Annotated in this window: 18 protein-coding genes; 6 read left to right on the forward strand and 12 right to left on the reverse strand. The window is 56.4% G+C overall.

The window, feature by feature from the left end:
- From RMO15_RS02595 to RMO15_RS02620, 6 genes are all read left to right on the forward strand, one after another.
- On the forward strand, positions 1–362 hold a 362-nt coding region (locus RMO15_RS02595), incomplete at its 5' end, for a hypothetical protein (protein ID WP_309707525.1).
- Positions 359–2,515 carry a cytochrome c gene (locus RMO15_RS02600; protein ID WP_309707526.1) on the forward strand — a complete coding sequence of 719 codons (2,157 nt, stop codon included), beginning with the start codon at positions 359–361 and terminating at the stop codon, positions 2,513–2,515. The genes RMO15_RS02595 and RMO15_RS02600, both read left to right, overlap by 4 nt.
- A gap of 5 nt (positions 2,516–2,520) precedes the next feature.
- Entirely contained in the window at positions 2,521–3,246 is a 726-nt protein-coding gene (locus tag RMO15_RS02605; RefSeq protein WP_309707527.1) for a VIT1/CCC1 transporter family protein, read from the forward strand.
- Positions 3,247–3,350: 104 nt separating this feature from the next.
- Positions 3,351–3,545 (forward strand): hypothetical protein, encoded by a 195-nt coding sequence (locus RMO15_RS02610; protein WP_309707529.1) that lies wholly within the window; start codon positions 3,351–3,353, stop codon positions 3,543–3,545.
- Positions 3,546–3,614: 69 nt separating this feature from the next.
- Entirely contained in the window at positions 3,615–5,813 is a 2,199-nt protein-coding gene (locus tag RMO15_RS02615) for a YfhO family protein (RefSeq protein ID WP_309707530.1), read from the forward strand.
- Between the two features lie 12 nt (positions 5,814–5,825).
- Positions 5,826–6,047, forward strand: a complete 222-nt coding sequence (locus RMO15_RS02620) for a hypothetical protein (RefSeq protein WP_309707531.1) — start codon at positions 5,826–5,828, stop codon at positions 6,045–6,047.
- 63 nt (positions 6,048–6,110) lie between these two features.
- Here RMO15_RS02620 and RMO15_RS02625 read toward each other — a convergent pair whose 3' ends face one another.
- From RMO15_RS02625 to RMO15_RS02680, 12 genes are all read right to left on the reverse strand, one after another.
- The gene (locus RMO15_RS02625; RefSeq protein WP_309707532.1) at positions 6,111–6,254 is read right to left on the reverse strand and encodes a hypothetical protein; all 144 of its coding nucleotides are present in this window, start codon (positions 6,252–6,254) and stop codon (positions 6,111–6,113) included.
- Positions 6,255–6,483: 229 nt separating this feature from the next.
- Positions 6,484–6,888, reverse strand: a complete 405-nt coding sequence (locus RMO15_RS02630) for a VOC family protein (RefSeq protein WP_309707534.1) — start codon at positions 6,886–6,888, stop codon at positions 6,484–6,486.
- Positions 6,889–6,901: 13 nt separating this feature from the next.
- Entirely contained in the window at positions 6,902–7,387 is a 486-nt protein-coding gene (locus RMO15_RS02635; protein WP_309707536.1) for a hypothetical protein, read from the reverse strand.
- Positions 7,384–8,169 carry a glycine cleavage T C-terminal barrel domain-containing protein gene (locus RMO15_RS02640; protein ID WP_309707538.1) on the reverse strand — a complete coding sequence of 262 codons (786 nt, stop codon included), beginning with the start codon at positions 8,167–8,169 and terminating at the stop codon, positions 7,384–7,386. Before RMO15_RS02640 ends, RMO15_RS02635 begins: the two co-directional genes overlap by 4 nt.
- Positions 8,166–9,536 (reverse strand): Mur ligase domain-containing protein, encoded by a 1,371-nt coding sequence (gene murC, locus RMO15_RS02645; protein WP_309707540.1) that lies wholly within the window; start codon positions 9,534–9,536, stop codon positions 8,166–8,168. Before murC ends, RMO15_RS02640 begins: the two co-directional genes overlap by 4 nt.
- A 5-nt stretch (positions 9,537–9,541) precedes the next feature.
- Positions 9,542–10,240: a hypothetical protein gene (locus RMO15_RS02650; protein WP_309707542.1), complete on the reverse strand. Its 699-nt coding sequence runs from the start codon at positions 10,238–10,240 to the stop codon at positions 9,542–9,544.
- Positions 10,241–10,250: 10 nt separating this feature from the next.
- Entirely contained in the window at positions 10,251–11,015 is a 765-nt protein-coding gene (locus RMO15_RS02655) for a hypothetical protein (RefSeq protein WP_309707543.1), read from the reverse strand.
- 69 nt (positions 11,016–11,084) lie between these two features.
- On the reverse strand, positions 11,085–11,540 hold the full coding sequence (locus RMO15_RS02660) for a universal stress protein (RefSeq protein ID WP_309707545.1): 456 nt from the start codon (positions 11,538–11,540) through the stop codon (positions 11,085–11,087).
- Positions 11,541–11,578: 38 nt separating this feature from the next.
- Entirely contained in the window at positions 11,579–11,815 is a 237-nt protein-coding gene (locus RMO15_RS02665) for a hypothetical protein (RefSeq protein WP_309707547.1), read from the reverse strand.
- A gap of 54 nt (positions 11,816–11,869) precedes the next feature.
- On the reverse strand, positions 11,870–12,544 hold the full coding sequence (locus RMO15_RS02670) for a response regulator transcription factor (RefSeq protein ID WP_309707549.1): 675 nt from the start codon (positions 12,542–12,544) through the stop codon (positions 11,870–11,872).
- Positions 12,537–13,721, reverse strand: a complete 1,185-nt coding sequence (locus tag RMO15_RS02675) for a GAF domain-containing sensor histidine kinase (protein WP_309707551.1) — start codon at positions 13,719–13,721, stop codon at positions 12,537–12,539. Before RMO15_RS02675 ends, RMO15_RS02670 begins: the two co-directional genes overlap by 8 nt.
- A gap of 6 nt (positions 13,722–13,727) precedes the next feature.
- A complete protein-coding gene (locus RMO15_RS02680; protein WP_309707554.1) occupies positions 13,728–14,609 on the reverse strand; it encodes a ribokinase in 882 nt (293 codons plus the stop codon).
- Between the last annotated feature and the right edge of the window lie 272 nt (positions 14,610–14,881).

Here is a 14,881-nt window from a genome sequence, read left to right on the forward strand (position 1 = left end):
GCAAAGCCCGTGATCCAAAAGAGCCCGACCCGCGCACGGGTTTTGTGGGTCAGACTTTTGGTGGAGCCCATCCAGACGGGGTCTATGCCATCGCCGTCGCTCCCAATGGCCAGACTGCCGCCTCGGGTGGGGCGGATAAGAAAGTCAAGGTCTGGAACCTGGGCAGAAATCGTATGGAAAAAGAGTTCACGGAGGCGATAAGTGATATCTGGGGGCTTGCCATCTCGCCCAATAGCCAGCTCCTCGCCGCCGCTTCGCTCGATGGTCGTGTCCGTCTCTACGATGTGATTCAGAACAAACTTGTGCGCGAGCTTCCCCCCGCGCCGACTGCCGCACCCAGTGCACCAGGAGTCCCTCAATGAAACGTACACTTGGACTGATCTTTGCGCTGACGCTTGTCAGTGCCGCCTTTGCCCAGAACCCGCGTATCGCCGCGCTTTACCCGGCGGGGGCGCAGGCAGGGCAGAGTGTGGAAGTGGCGATTCGAGGCGGGGGACTGGCAGGGGCTAAGCGTGTGGTGGTCAACGGCGCTCCCGGCGTAAAAGCCGAGCTGGTGGGGGGCGGGGTGGCTGCGGATGACAGTATCCGGCCCCTTTTTAACGCAAAGTGTGTTACCTGTCACGAGTCGCGCTCTCCGGACAACCGCACGATGTCGCCGGAGCAGTGGGCTTCGACCGTGGATCGGATGATCACATCCCGTGGCGCGGATATCAAAAAAGATGACCGTGATAAAGTGGTGGGCTGGCTTCAAGCACGTGCCCGAGCCGGGCAGGTAACGGCTAAGATTAGTGTCGCGGCCGATGCTCCTCCCGGCGTGCGCGAGGTTCGGTTGGTGACCGAGCAGGGGGTCTCGACACCGTTTTCGTTTGAGATCGGGGGGCTTCCGGAGCAGCTTGCCCTGCCCAATACGACCCTGAATGTTACCCTGCCGACCGTGATCAATGGGGCACTCACACAATCGGCACAGCGAGATAAGTTCGTTTTTACGGCCAAGAAAGGCGAGGCGCTGACCTTCAATCTGAAAGCCTATCGCCTCAATGAGCAGTGCCCGATGTTCTTCAACCCCGTGCTCTATCTCTACAATGCCAAGGGGAAAGAGCTAGGCAAGAGCCTGGGGCGCATTGATATTGACCCGATCTTAGAGTGGGTCTGCCCCGACGATGGTGAGTACACGCTGGTGACGCGGGACTTACTCTGGAAAGGCAATCCCGCCTCGATCTACCGGCTGGCGATGGGGAACCTGCCCGCTGATCTGACCCTCTCGAACTTGGTAGGCCGTCCGGGCAAGAGCTTCTCCGCTAGCATGGGTAATCTTTCGGTGGAGGCACAGCTGGATCGAGATGCAGCAGGCGTGACGATGGTGCCGACACCGCTGGGCGACTCCCCGGTGCTGGTGCGCGATCTCCCCGATGGTGGGGGAGCGATAGAGGTAGGACTGGCCACGGCGGTGACACTCCCGGCGATGTTCTCTGGTCGGCTCACCCAGGAGAGTCAGGTGGATCGCTTTAAAGTGTTGGCACTCAAACCCGGCATGGGACTGGAGCTCTACACCAAGCGCCTTGGCTCGTCACTGCGGCCCCGAGTGACCATTAAAGATGAAAAAGATGCCGTCGTCCAGACTCGCGTGATGGATGGCGACGAAGAGCTGCGGATGCCGGGCTGTTTCCCCAAAGCTGCCGAGTACGTGGTCGAAGTAACCGACTCGCTGGCCTCAGGAGGTGCCTACTGCTGGGAGACCATCGGTGCGGGAATCCCCGACTTTTCTCTGACCATCACGCCCGACGGAGCCAATCTCGCTCCGGGGCGTCGTGCGGCCCTTCTCGTTCGTGCTACCCGCCGTGAAGCACTTCAGGGCCCGATCACCCTCAAGCTCAGAGGGCTTCCTTCCGGTATCAAGGCTGAAGTTGGGGTGATCCCGCCCGATGATGATAAAGCACTGATTCTGATCTCCGCCGATGATCAGGCGGCACTGGGTGGGGGAACCATCACGCTGGAAGGAACCACAGAGCTTACCGACAGTCAGGGCAATGTTCGCACCCTGAAGCGTCAGGCTCGCCCAATAGAGCTCTACCGAACCCAGAACAACAACTTGCGCCCCATTGATCGTAGTGCTGCTTTTATTGGCATTGCACGAGAGCAGCCACCTTTTGGCCTCTCTGTACAAGGAATCGAGAGCCTGGATCTGGGGCCTGGTAAGACAGCAACCGTGACGGTGAAAGTTGTGCGCCCTACGAATGGACGTAGCGATGTGGTAATCTCCGTGCTGGGCTTACCACCGGGCATTACCATCAACCAGTCTGCGATCTATGTGCCCGGTAACAAAGACGAGGCAATTTTTACGCTTCGGGGAACAGACAATTCCAAGTATCTGGGGACACGCGATGCGAAGCTTCCTCCCCTGAAGTTTGTCTTTGTGGGAGCCGCAGGAGGTCGCAATGCCGATGCCCCCACGGACAGTACCGCCCCGATTACCGTGACCGCTCCCCGTGAGGGGGGCATCAAGATCGGACGCTAGTTCTTTTGGACACACACCTTCATCACAACACTCCGCCGCACCACGACCATCACCCCGAATCGCATTTTCAGTCGTCGGAGAGTGTCCGCGATGTTGTGATCGGGATGGCAGATGGGCTTACTGTTCCGTTTGCACTAGCGGCAGGCCTCTCTGGCGCGATTTTGGGTACCAATATCGTGGTGACCGCCGGGCTGGCCGAGATTGCAGCAGGCTCAATTGCGATGGGGCTTGGTGGCTATCTGGCAGCCCGGAGTGAGCTAGAGCACTACCAGAGTGAGAAGAAACGAGAAGCCTGGGAAGTCGTCCATAAACCCGAGGCTGAAGCTGCCGAGATCCGCGAGGTGTTTGAAGGGTATGGCCTGACCGAGACAGAGATCGCCCCGATTATCGCCGGGCTGGAGCGAAACCCCGAGGCCTATGTCCAGTTCATGATGCGCTTTGAACTAGGTCTGGAAGAGCCCGATCCGAAGCGCGCCATCCAGAGTGCGGTGACGATTGGGGTTTCCTATATTATCGGGGGGCTCATTCCTCTCGCTCCGTATGTCTTTTTGAAGTCTCACGGCGAGGCATTTCGCCTATCTTGCATCGTCACGCTGCTTGCTCTCTTTGTTTTTGGCTTTGTCAAAGGACGATTCACGGGAAGCAATTCCTGGCGGAGCGCTCTAGAAACCGCTGGCATTGGTGGCATTGCCGCCACAGTTGCCTATCTTCTTGCAAAAGCCTTTGGATAATTTTAAAATTGTTCCGCACAGACGGTTTACTTTTGTTACAATGCAGTCAGAGGTATGTTGTCATGGATGAACATTTTATTTGCCCTTTTCCCTGGAAGTGGTCTATGATCTACGAAAAGCTCCATCGTGAGTGGGCTGAGCGTGGGGATGAGGAAGTGCCGGAGCCACCCCATCTTCTGCCTGCCATGACCAGTGATGACCACCGGCAAGATCGCTGGCAAGAAACAGTGGAATGGGCTGAGCAGTATAATTTTGAGATTCCTCCCATAAGCGAAGACGAAAAATACTATAAGATGTAGGAGTCTATGAGGTCTGCGGCCCCGCCCCTTTTGTTAGTTGGGTTAGTTCTTCTCTTTTATAGTGGACTGATGACAGGCAGTGAGAGCCTGGTGCGGTTGGGCGAAGATGGTCCCCTTTCCTACTATCCCTGGCGGGCCTTTGCGCAAGAGTGTCTCCGCGCGGGTGTCCTACCTCACTGGAAGCCTTATAGCTTTGCAGGAATGCCATTTCTGGCTAGTCTGGAGCCTGGCTTCTTCTCGCCATGGTTCTGGCTGACCCTAGCACTACCCGCGGGCTTAGGGCTTCTGTGGGGCATGCTGGCGAATCTCTGCTTGGGGGCAGTCGGAATGTACTTCCTGCTGCTCCACTACACCCGCTCGGTACCCGCTGCGATGTTCGCAGGGCTTGCCTTTGTACTCGGGACATTCTTCACGGCCCGTGTGGGATTTGGACACTTCCCTGTAATTGAGGCCGTGGTAGGCATGCCCTGGCTCCTATTGGTGACGGAGAAGGCACTTGTCGAGCCGCGAAGCCTGCGCTGGCCGGTTTTGCTGGGGGCTCTCTACGGGGTCAACTTGCTCGCGGGGTTTCCCGAGATTAGTTTTATGGTCAGTGTTGTCTTCACGCTACGCTGGCTGCTGGGCCTTCGGGTGGCACCCGTTGCCCTAACACTGCGCTACGGCATCGTCGTTCTAATCTCCCTTGGTCTCTCCGCGATCCAGCTCTTTCCCGCGCTCACAGTGCTGGAGCGGACATCCCGCATCGCACTGCCTCTGTCTTTTGTCCGGGAACAGTCTGTGCCTCCTCTGGCACTGCCAATGTTAGTCATTCCCGATCTCTTAGGAAGTGCCGCCGCACACAATGCACTTCTCAAAGGCCCTAGCGCGGAGATGCCAGGTTATGTGGGTGTCCTGACACTTCAGTTTGCCCTTGTGGCGCTCTTACTGGCACGGCAGCAGCGCACTTGGTTATTTGGGGCACTGGCGCTTGGTGGAATTCTCTTGGCAATGGGGACATTCAATCCACTTTACCCGTTTTTATCTAAGCTCCCGATTCTGAACCTGATCGCCCGCCCGATGCGCTGGATGTTTCTTGTTGCGTTTTCCCTACCCACACTGGGCGGGTTGGGACTTGCAGCACTGTTGGATGCGGAGAAAAACGATCTAGCGAAGCTTCGGCCGTACTTCGTCGGAATTTTGTTACTAGGGTTTGTTGTGCTCGTTATCGCTGTTGTCGGTCAAAGATGGCTGATGGACTGGGGACAGGCTCAGGTTTATGCTCGCTATCCTGAGCACCCCGAGCGCCAGCTTGCCAAACTTCAGGGAATGTTAGCAGGGCAGCGTCTTGGCCTGGCGCTCTTTGTGGTTTGGTCTGGTCTCGCTCTTGTATTTCTATTTCTGCGCTCGCCCCGACGGGGCTATCTGCCGTTAGTCGTCCTCTTTTTGGATCTCTGGCTGAGTAATGCAAAGTATCTTTCTCTGCCACGTCCCATCTCACCACTGCCTATTGAGGCATTCCATGCAATACTACCTGTCGATGCAACCGACTATCGTTTTCTCCCGCTTGGAGAGACCAAAGTTTGGCCAGAGGCGGGGATTTTTTCGCATCGCAATAGCGCTGTGGGCTACGACTCTCTCACCAGCCAAGAGTTTGTTCGTTTTTTAGCGGTGGCCTTTGGCAAGGCACCCACTGATATTGATCCGCTCAGCCCCACCACTAAATCCAAAGACTGGCCCCTCACTAAGACAGGCTTACTGGATCGTCTCGGAGTGCGCTATGTCATTAGTGAGTCACCGATACCCTTCACTCAGCTTTCTCCACAGCTCTACCGCCGCGACACTGCCCTGCCCCTTGCCTCTATCGCCACAACCTGGGTGGTCGAAGCTAGCTCTACGAAGGCACTAGAGCTGCTGAAGACACTGCCTACTGGCCCCGTGATCATTTCCCAACCACTAGAGCAAAACGTGACAACCCATCTGGCGATGCTGACGACCAAGCGTCCCGATCCCAACACGATAGAAATAAAAACGAACGCCGCTTCTGGTCTTTTAGTGATTCATGAGGCCTACTACAAAGGCTGGCTGGCGACGATTGATGGGAAGCCTGTACCCATCTTGGGGGCTGACTATCTCTTCATGGGGGTACTAGTGCCACCGAGAGCCCAGGACGTCAGTCTCACGTATCACACTCCTAACTTTCGTGAGGGGAGCTATGTTACGGGAATAACCGGAGCAGGGCTGTTAATTTTCCTTGTGGTTTCAGTGGCAAAACGCCGAAAATTCAGGTAAAGTTAGGACACTATGATTGAGCTTTTCTTCACAAAGTTGAAATGGCAGCACCGTGCGTTGTTGGCGTGGGGCGGCACCTTAACGGGCATCGCGATTCTTTTTACGATCGGTCATCAAGACTTTGTGGCCGCGCATCCTGTGGAACAGCAGTTCCTGACGTTTGCGGGTTGGGGACTAGCCTTTTGGGGGCCGATCGTCCTTGCAATTTTCGAAGGCGAGCGCATGGATCGCTAGCGGGTCACCACAAAAATTAGGTGTAATAAAATAACCGCGAGCTGGTTCTTAGCCAGCTCGCGGTTATTTCTTCTTTTTGCTCTCGCGTCTGATTTTGCCTTCGCGCAATGCCTCGGTTCGAATGTGTGCCGCTCGCTCGCGCTCTTCTCGTTCGCGCCACCAGCGCTTCTCCGCTTCGTCGCGGCGGTCTTCTCGCCAGCGGCGCACGACTACCTGCACAGGGGGCTGTAAGTAGATTGTGATTGCTAGTGCTAGACCAACAAGCGGAAGAGACCACTTGCCTCCAATTTGATGCCGTAATCCCTGTGAGATAACTAAGCAGACAAAAAGTGCTGCGACTAACACTAGGACGAGAAACCATCCTAGATCGAATGTTTTTGATTTTTGTCTCTGGTGCATCATGAGGAGAAAAACTTTTTAGTGATTAAAGTATATCTTAGAGTTCGTCGTTTTGGAAGAATTCCCAGGTTTCTTTATCCGGACCTAAAAAGAAGCCTACCCGGATGGTTTTCCCATTAACATCGACACTCTTGGGCTCGATTGTAATTGGGCAACCTAATTTTCGCACTTTTTCAATATCGGTACCTACATCCGTAGAGCGTAGGGCGACGTGAAAATACTGGTTTCCTTCGATGATCTCGGTGCCCTCTGTGCAGGCGAAAAGCTCTAAGTAGTTTCCATCTCCTAGGTCTAGTAGGGCGATACGTTTTTCACCCTCGCCCCAAGAGTGTGCGATGGGGAAACCCATGCCTTCGGTGTAGAAAGCCAGTGATTTATCAAAATTTCGAGTACGTAGAGCAATGTGATGGAAGCCACCTTGGCTAAAGCGAGACGTAGACATAAAAAGAAAGTTCCTATTCTATGGGTTCCAGAGTCACCTGGGTTTGTTGATTACGGATGGGTTTAAACAAACTTGTGGGCAGAACAAAGGCAATTTTTGTGCCTCCTGGCCAGGAAATCGTCTGGCGCAGGCTACGGTCACGGATAACCTTACCATCACTCGTCTCAAGGAACTGGACAATAAAGGCCAGGCGACCCTCAAGAGGCTTGCCGGGAGCGATTGTCGCGGTCGCTGCCAAAAGTCCTGCTTCCCCCCAGTGTAAGTCCGAGATCGTGATGCGCTTGAGGTCGTCGCGCGTGAGCAGGGGCGCACGCGGAGCGACTATAAACGAGGACTCCCAGCGATTGTTGCGCTGGATTTCCACCACGCCACGCACCAGATGTCGCCGAACGAGAGTGGGACCAAGCTGCTGGTACTCCCAGGCATTGAGTGCCCAAAAAATTGCCCCGACTACCATCACAAAGGCAGCGATACCAGCACCAAGGAGCTTGTTTTTCAACGGACGACCCCGCTGCCTGAGCCGACTTGAAGGGGTGTGCCTACCGCCGCGAACTCGTTGCGAAGGTAGCCCAGTGCAACCGGCACGCCAAGTATGGGGCCAATCGCACATGAGGTTACCCAGCCGACTTCTTTATCGTCCACGAACATCGGAGTTTTGGGGGCGACGAGCTCGGTGAGGGTGAGGCGCACCAGAGCCCGGTTGGTGTGGCCACGTGCATCAATTCGTGCAACGACTTCTTGGCCCACATAGCAGCCTTTTTTGTAATGAATGGCCCGGCTCGCCTGCCCAGTCTCAGGTGCCAGCGTTTTCTCATCAAAGTCTATCCGGCCCCGTGGAATCCCTGTCTCGATTCGTAGCCCCTCGTAGGTTGTTTCCTCTTGCGAAGTTAATCCGGCAGGCGGGGCATCGTAGACGAGCCAGCCGAGGCCGTTGAAGACACAGGGCTCGTCGGGTTTGGTGCCATAGACGAAGTAGGTGGTCGCTGTACTAGAGGAAATCTTGACGCGCTCCATGACCAGATGGTGCTCCAGAGACTCTGTCAGCGCGACCCCCCAGCCTGGCTCGGTGCTCAGTAGTAAAGAGTCGTCGAGGCAGAGCACCAGCAGATCGGCGATAATCTGCCCTTTACTGGTGAGGTGAAAGGCATAGCAGCCCTCGCCTGGTGTGAGTGAGGCGACATCGTTGCTGACCATGCCCTGCAAAAAGCTTTGGCGATCACGCCCCGTCAGGCGCAAAATATCCCGCTCCAAGGGCACATAGAACGTCGCTGGCAGGCTCATCGTGTCTCCAGTGAGTGAACCAGCTCACGCCCAAACTCCGTCAGGGAGGGGTCTCGCGCTCCCATAATCAGGATCAGATCGCCGGGGTGTGCCTCTTCCAGCAGCCGCTTTCGGAGAGCCTCGCGGGTTTCTGCAAACTCAGCGTTTTTTCCCTTGCAGATGATATCGGTGACGATCTCAGCGGCGGAAAAATCTCGCTGAGCCGTCCCACCGGCATAGAAGATTTCCAGGAGCCAGAGCCTATCATCGGGGCGGAGAGCAGCAGAGAAAGACTCCACAAAATCGGGGCGTAGAAACCGAGTCGGGGTGAAGCCGTGCGGCTGGTAGATTGCCAGAACTCTGCCTGCCCGCAGCTGCGCGGTCTCGATAGCGGCTTGGACTTTTACGGGATTGTGTGCGAAGTCATCAATGACCTCGATCTCATCTACCACACCCAGGCTCTGGAAGCGCCGGGCAACGCCTTGGAAGAGGGCTAGGGGAGTGACCATCTCGTTTAGGGTAATGCCAAGTGCCTGGCAGGCGGCAATCGCGGCTAGGGCATTCTCGATGTTGTGCCTGCCCGGAGTTGGCAGGGTGAAGCGGGTACTACCGACCCGAAAAGCGCTCCCCACAGACGTGAGTGATAGATCCTCACCGCGTATCTTTGCGCCCTCACCAAAACCAAAAACGGTGCTGTTGTCTTTGAGAGGCGTGAGATTATCGGCTTCTCCAACAATAAAAGCGCCCTTGGTCTGGGTGCGGAAGCGGGCAAAAAGCCCTGCGACTTCGTCCACTTCTTTATGATCCTTGGACAAGTTGAGCACAACCCCGATGTGTGGGGTGTACTGGACAATGGAGCCATCGCTCTCGTCCGCCTCAATCACCAGTAAATCCGAGCCACCAAACCATGCGTTGCCAATCAGCCCTTGTTTCTCCAGACAGACTAAATTACCGCCCGTTATCACCGAGGGCTGCCGTCCCACGCCTTGGAGAATCTCAAAGATCATGGCGACCACGGTGGACTTGCCGCTCGTTCCTCCGACGGCAATGGTTCGGTACTGCGCCGCGAGCTGGGTGAGCATCTCTGCCCGATGGACAATGGGGATGTTCTGCTCTTTAGCCGCGACATAGTCGGCGACCGTGGGCTCTACTGCCGTGGAGACGATTATGCTCTGGCAGTCGGGGCCAACTCCACTCCCATCTTGGGGATAGATCACGATACCCTGTTTTTCCAGTGCGGCTCGGGTGGCAGCTTGCTCCCCTTTGTCTAGCGCACGGTCGCTCCCGCTGACTTTCGCACCGGTCATGGCCTGGAACTGTGCCAAGGCACTCATTCCACTCCCTGCAACCGCCGAGTAGTGATACCGCCACGTTGTTGGCTGGTTCACGGGCACTATTGTACCCGGTACTCAAAGCTGCTGTAGGCAAAGTAGCTCCGGTAGAGAAGCGCTTGGACTTGTGGCACCAGGGGATAGAAAAAGATCACCCCCGCAAGCGCGAGGGGCCAGGCGATTGTCCCCATCACCGCGCCCGCCGCGCCACTAAGAAGGCTCAGGCACATCCCAAACAGCGTCGCCTGAAGAAGCTCGGGTTGGAGAGTCTGGATGCTCAGGCGAATGGTCTCGGTGACGGAGAGCTTTCTATCGGCGAGGATTGGGCAGACCAGTAAAAACATCCCCTCCAGAATCAGGCCCGGGATCGTGTACATGGTAAAGCCGAGCTGCACACCGAGTGCCGCCACCACGGATGTCGCCAGAGTGATCCAGAACCCCGCCGCTGGTGCCAGCAGCCGCTTTAGTCGCACAGGCTCCCCGGAGAGCTGATCCAGCGCGAGCCGCGTCAGGCCCGTCTGAAAGAAACGACTGACTCCCGCCACCAGGACCCAGAACAGGATCATGAGGAGATAGAGCTTCAGCGGGCTCTCGTGCTCGGGAGACTTCACGAAGCGCAGGAGCAAGAACCAGATCCCAACTTGGAGGCCACAGCAGATCGCCGATGCCGTCAGCCAAAGCCAGAGATGCTTTCGGTAGAGCGCCCAAGCATTGATAATCAGCCCTTTATGGAGGTGAGCCGACGGCGGCGGAGGACTCATAGACATGGACTTACTGGCCTCCACCACTTTCAAAGCGCTCCGGGTAGAAGTTGCGGTACATGAGAGCGATGCAAAGGTAGTACAGAGGGAGTGTGAAAATCATCCCGATTCCGCACGCAAGACTACCAAGACTACTTGCCATACTGGCGACCAAGATAAACGCAAGCGCTATCCAGATCTCCGATTTCAGCTTTGTCCAGCTCTCTTTAATGGCATCAACCGGGCTCATGTTCTGATCAAGCACAAGAAGAACCGAGAGCGAAGAAAGCGCACCGGCGATATAGCTAGGAAGAGATGTCACGATGCTGGTAAAAGGGCCAAGAATAGGTGTTAGAATTGCTCCTAAGACACCACCAATGAGTCCGCCAATAAGCCCAAGGATAAGAAGAAGGCCTAAGATAGGGCCGGCTTTGTTGATATTGGCAAACATGTCTCCCACACTAAGTGTCTGACCGCGTAGCTGTTTTAGAGCCATCTGGTACATTCCGCTCGTGATGATGGTGGAAAGCGCAATAAGCCCGACGAACATGAGGATGCCAGGGCCGATCAGTGTGGCGGGATTGATTCTCTCACCCTGGCGTAGCAGGCCCGCAATCAGCATCACATAGAAGGGAATGACGACTGCGGCAATACTGAATGTTGCTATAGCTCCTGCACCAACCCAGGCTCCGAGCTGTTTCTGCAAAAGCTGAAAGGCGACTCCAATGTCCTCGAAGCGCACTCGTTGCGCGGGGGGAGTGTACTGGGGGGGCTGTTGATCTTGACTGGAATACATGGGGCTGTCCTCTCTGAAATAGACGGAGTAACCGAACAACCCCAGTATAGCGCGAAGTCAACAGCTACGCTATTTCATGCGGCTATCTACCACAATGACCGGCATGGGAAGCGCGGCGAGGAGCTTGTCCGCCTCAGACGGAGCGCAGGGCTCGTCGGTGTGGTTGAAGTGGCTCCCAATCACAATCAGATCGTAGTGGTTTTCTTGTGCCTCGACGATAAGGGCGTGCGCGGCATCGTCTGCAACTTGGATACGGGTGCGGACGTAGTAGCCGTAGTCACGCAGAAACTTTCGGGACTGATCCAGTGCCTGCTCCGCATGTCGCCAGCGTGCTTGCCGGATCGTGTCCATCTCAGGGCTCGTCCCCTCGGTGTGGGGAACGGTGGCGAGCAGGGTCATTTGAGCACCCGTGAGTGGCACCATGAGGCGAGCTGCTTCTAGCAAAGTGCGCTGCGAAAGAGGTGTGCAGTCCACGGGCACAAGTACTTTGGTGTAAGCAATTCGAAAGAGGGGTTCTAGTCTCATTTTAATAAATCTCCAAACGGTTATCTGATGCTCTGATTTTAGGCTAGTTCGCGGTTTGTTGAATCCACGATTTGACGGATTTGGCGAGCGGTAACAATGCGGCGTGCACACAGAGGGCAGTAGTGTTTCCAGGTATCGCTCTCTTGCACAAAGAGCCAGCGTGGGGGAGCGGGTTCCGTGGCGAGGGAGGCACGGAGCAACACGGGAGCGGGAACCGAGGCATCACAGCCTGGCCCGTCGCAGTGTAGCAAGCACCCATTCGTAGACCGACTCATGCGAGCATAATAGGCGAGAAATAGGATGAAATCGTCCGCCAAACGGCGTATTTATTAGTGGTGGGTGGAGAGCTTGGGGAGATCTGCTTCGCTGACAAGCCCCTGGCGCGCGGCCCAGACCGCTGCCTGAACCCGATCCGAGACCCCGAGCTTGCCGATAATGTGCTCCACATGGGTCTTGACCGTGCCCTCACTGATGAAGAGAACCCCAGCCATCTCGCGGTTGGTCAGGCCCGTTGCCATGAGCTTTAGGACTTCCTCTTCCCGCTTGGTTAGAGGCTCGATCAGGTCGGCGGCTTGGGCAGACTCCCCGACCACCCGGAGAGAGCGGATCAGGTCTTGGGTGGAGAGAAGCTGCTCGCCTCGAAGAACCGCACGCATCGCTTCTAGCAATGCTTCGTGCTCGATACCCTTGAGCAAGTACCCTGCGGCTCCTCCTGCGATGGCACGGGCCATGTACGTGGGATTGTCGTAGGTCGAGAGCATGAGGACGACGGTTGTCGGGAGGGCAGCCTTGATCGCGACAAGGGCACTGAAGCCATCGCCACCTGCCATACGGATATCCAGAAGCACCAGATCCGGTTTTTTTTCTTCGGCAACGACAATGCCCTCAGCACCCGAAGATGCCTCGCCGATCACATCGAACTCGGTGCCGCGTAGCATGGCCTTGACGCCGCCTCGGACAATCGCATGGTCATCTACCAATAAGACCGTGTAGTGACTACTCATTTGCAAACTCCTCATGATATGGTGCGGGAAAGCTGGCGACGAGCTGGGTGCCTGTGCCGAGGGCACTTTCAATCAACAATGTCCCCTCTAGTAGCCGCACCCGCTCCGTCATACCGTGTAGCCCGATGTGCTTGTCATCGGCTTGAATTCCTGTGGGATCGAAGCCCTGTCCATCGTCGCTAACACTTAAGATTAACAAGTGATTGTTCTCACGGAGAAGTGTTACCTGAATGCGGTGCGCGATGGCGTGCTTGCGGGCATTGGTAAGGGCTTCTTGGGCGACTCGGTAGACAGCCGTTACAAGCGGCACGCTAAAGCGCTCCCCCTCGACATTGTGCAAAAAATCCGCATCGGCCCACCCTGCTCGTTGCTTTTCTTCCTGAACCAGCTGCGCCAGTGCGCCAGCCAGCCCCATGTCGTCCAGTGCCAGCGAGCGTAGCCCATTGATGAGTCGTCGTGATTCGATAACCGCATCTTTGAGGTACTGAAGGCCCAGCAAGAGATCTTCATCGTCGTCGTTGTGCACACGCTGGAAGGCCGAAAGGTGCATGTGGGCGGCCATGACAAACTGCGTGAGACCATCGTGAAGGTCGTAGGCGACGGCGCGGCGCTCTTCTTCTTGTGCCGTGATCAGCCCTGCGACCAGGGAGCGCTGGCGCTTCAGGAGCTGCCAGTTTCGGATGGCGACAGCCAGATGCATGGAGAGTGCGAGAATCGTCTTCTCATCGTCCGAAGTGAATCCGCCGGGCTTCTCCGTGAGGTAGATACTGCCAAGAACCGTCTGCTGGTAGCGAATGGGTACCCCTAAAAAGCTCTCCATCGGCGGGTGATTCGCCGGCATTCCGACCGCCGAGGGGTGCGTTCCCAGCGTCTCTAGCCGAAGCGGCGTGGTGCGCTGGAGCAAGAGGCCCAAAATGCCGCCACCGCGTGGCTTGACTCCGATAATGGCTTCTTGCTCGCGGGTTAGCCCTGCGGTTAAGAACTCCTCCAGCTCCTCGCCATCGGCACGGGCCACACCAATGGCACAGTAACGCGCCCCAATGAGCTTTCGTGCAGACTCCGCAAACTGCTGGAGGGCTTCTTCACCGGTCTGGCTGGCGAGCATCTCGGTGTGAATGTGATCCGAGACCCCGCGTAGGCGAGCGTCATTGCTAGTTTTAAGATCGTTGTCCTGCACTAAAGGCTATTGTACCGTCACCTGGCCGCGGTACGGTAAGCCCGACTGCGCACCTGGCCGTGTCACTTTCACAGCGGCGGCGGCGCAAGCAAATCCAATCGCACGATCCAGAGGCTCTCCACGGGCCAGCTCGACCGCCAGAGCGCCCGTGAAGCAGTCACCCGCCGCAACCGTGTCCACGGGAATAACAGAGGGAGCGGGGAATCTCTGCGGAGACTTGCCGAGCTGCTCAAGATGAACTCCCGAGGCTCCCAGCGTGGTGATGAGGGTCTTGACACCCCCTGCCAGAAGCGCCTCACTTCCTCCAAGCTGCTCACACTCGGTCTGGTTGGGCGTGAGAATCGTCAGTTTCTCTAAAATCTCCCGAGGCAGAGCACGCGCGGGGGCGGGGTTGAGGAGCACCGGAATCCCGCGCGAAAAGCCCGCTTCCACAGCGGCAAAGACAGCTTCATCGGGGATTTCTAGCGAGACAACCACCATTTTTGCCTCCTCAAAAGCGGCGCTTGCGGCTGCGATATCGGCAGCACGGAGGCAAGCATTGGCCCCTGGCGCGACGACAATACTATTCTCCCCCGTGGTCTGATCTACGGCGATTAGTGCGACGCCTGAGGCCACCCCGGCTGTAACAAAGACAAAGCGCGTGTCGAGCCCTTCGTGCTCAAAGTTTGCTCTCGCCACCGTCCCATAGGCATCGTCCCCGACACGGGCGATTAAGCAAACATCGCCTCCCAGCCGCGCCGCAGCTACGGCTTGATTTGCTCCTTTGCCCCCCGCGACGGTCTGAAGCGCTCCCCCTAAGACCGTCTGGCCCGGTGCAGGGATTTGTGGGACAGAGACAACGAGGTCCGTGTTGGAGCTACCTACCACGACGATTTTAGGACGTTTCATTACGTGATGTCTTACTTCCTACAGTTTGATCTATAGTGGGATTAAGAGATAGTCTGAGCTGACGGACTCATTACTACATAAGATCATGCCGTTGTCACTGATATCCTCCGCAATAATAATTGGACTATTGCCTGCAGAGACATAGCTATTGATATGGGTGTGACTCATTTTGGTTGAAGGAGTTGGGGGTGGCAATTTCAGGCATAATGTCTGTACCACAAAAATAACGCCAGGAGACTGCCATGACCCCCAACTCCCAAGAAATTGTACAA

Source organism: Armatimonas sp., assembly GCF_031410135.1.
In the GTDB taxonomy this organism is placed as follows: domain Bacteria; phylum Armatimonadota; class Armatimonadia; order Armatimonadales; family Armatimonadaceae; genus Armatimonas.

Coding starts and splice junctions, on each gene's coding strand:
- RMO15_RS02640 (WP_309707538.1), bottom strand. CDS start 8,169: ATGAGCCTGCCAGCGACGTTCTATGTGCCCTTGGAGCGGGATATTTTG.
- RMO15_RS02660 (WP_309707545.1), bottom strand. CDS start 11,540: ATGAGACTAGAACCCCTCTTTCGAATTGCTTACACCAAAGTACTTGTG.
- RMO15_RS02620 (WP_309707531.1), top strand. CDS start 5,826: ATGATTGAGCTTTTCTTCACAAAGTTGAAATGGCAGCACCGTGCGTTG.
- RMO15_RS02680 (WP_309707554.1), bottom strand. CDS start 14,609: ATGAAACGTCCTAAAATCGTCGTGGTAGGTAGCTCCAACACGGACCTC.
- RMO15_RS02630 (WP_309707534.1), bottom strand. CDS start 6,888: ATGTCTACGTCTCGCTTTAGCCAAGGTGGCTTCCATCACATTGCTCTA.
- RMO15_RS02615 (WP_309707530.1), top strand. CDS start 3,615: ATGACAGGCAGTGAGAGCCTGGTGCGGTTGGGCGAAGATGGTCCCCTT.
- RMO15_RS02610 (WP_309707529.1), top strand. CDS start 3,351: ATGATCTACGAAAAGCTCCATCGTGAGTGGGCTGAGCGTGGGGATGAG.
- RMO15_RS02600 (WP_309707526.1), top strand. CDS start 359: ATGAAACGTACACTTGGACTGATCTTTGCGCTGACGCTTGTCAGTGCC.
- RMO15_RS02670 (WP_309707549.1), bottom strand. CDS start 12,544: ATGAGTAGTCACTACACGGTCTTATTGGTAGATGACCATGCGATTGTC.
- RMO15_RS02665 (WP_309707547.1), bottom strand. CDS start 11,815: ATGAGTCGGTCTACGAATGGGTGCTTGCTACACTGCGACGGGCCAGGC.
- RMO15_RS02655 (WP_309707543.1), bottom strand. CDS start 11,015: ATGTATTCCAGTCAAGATCAACAGCCCCCCCAGTACACTCCCCCCGCG.
- RMO15_RS02650 (WP_309707542.1), bottom strand. CDS start 10,240: ATGAGTCCTCCGCCGCCGTCGGCTCACCTCCATAAAGGGCTGATTATC.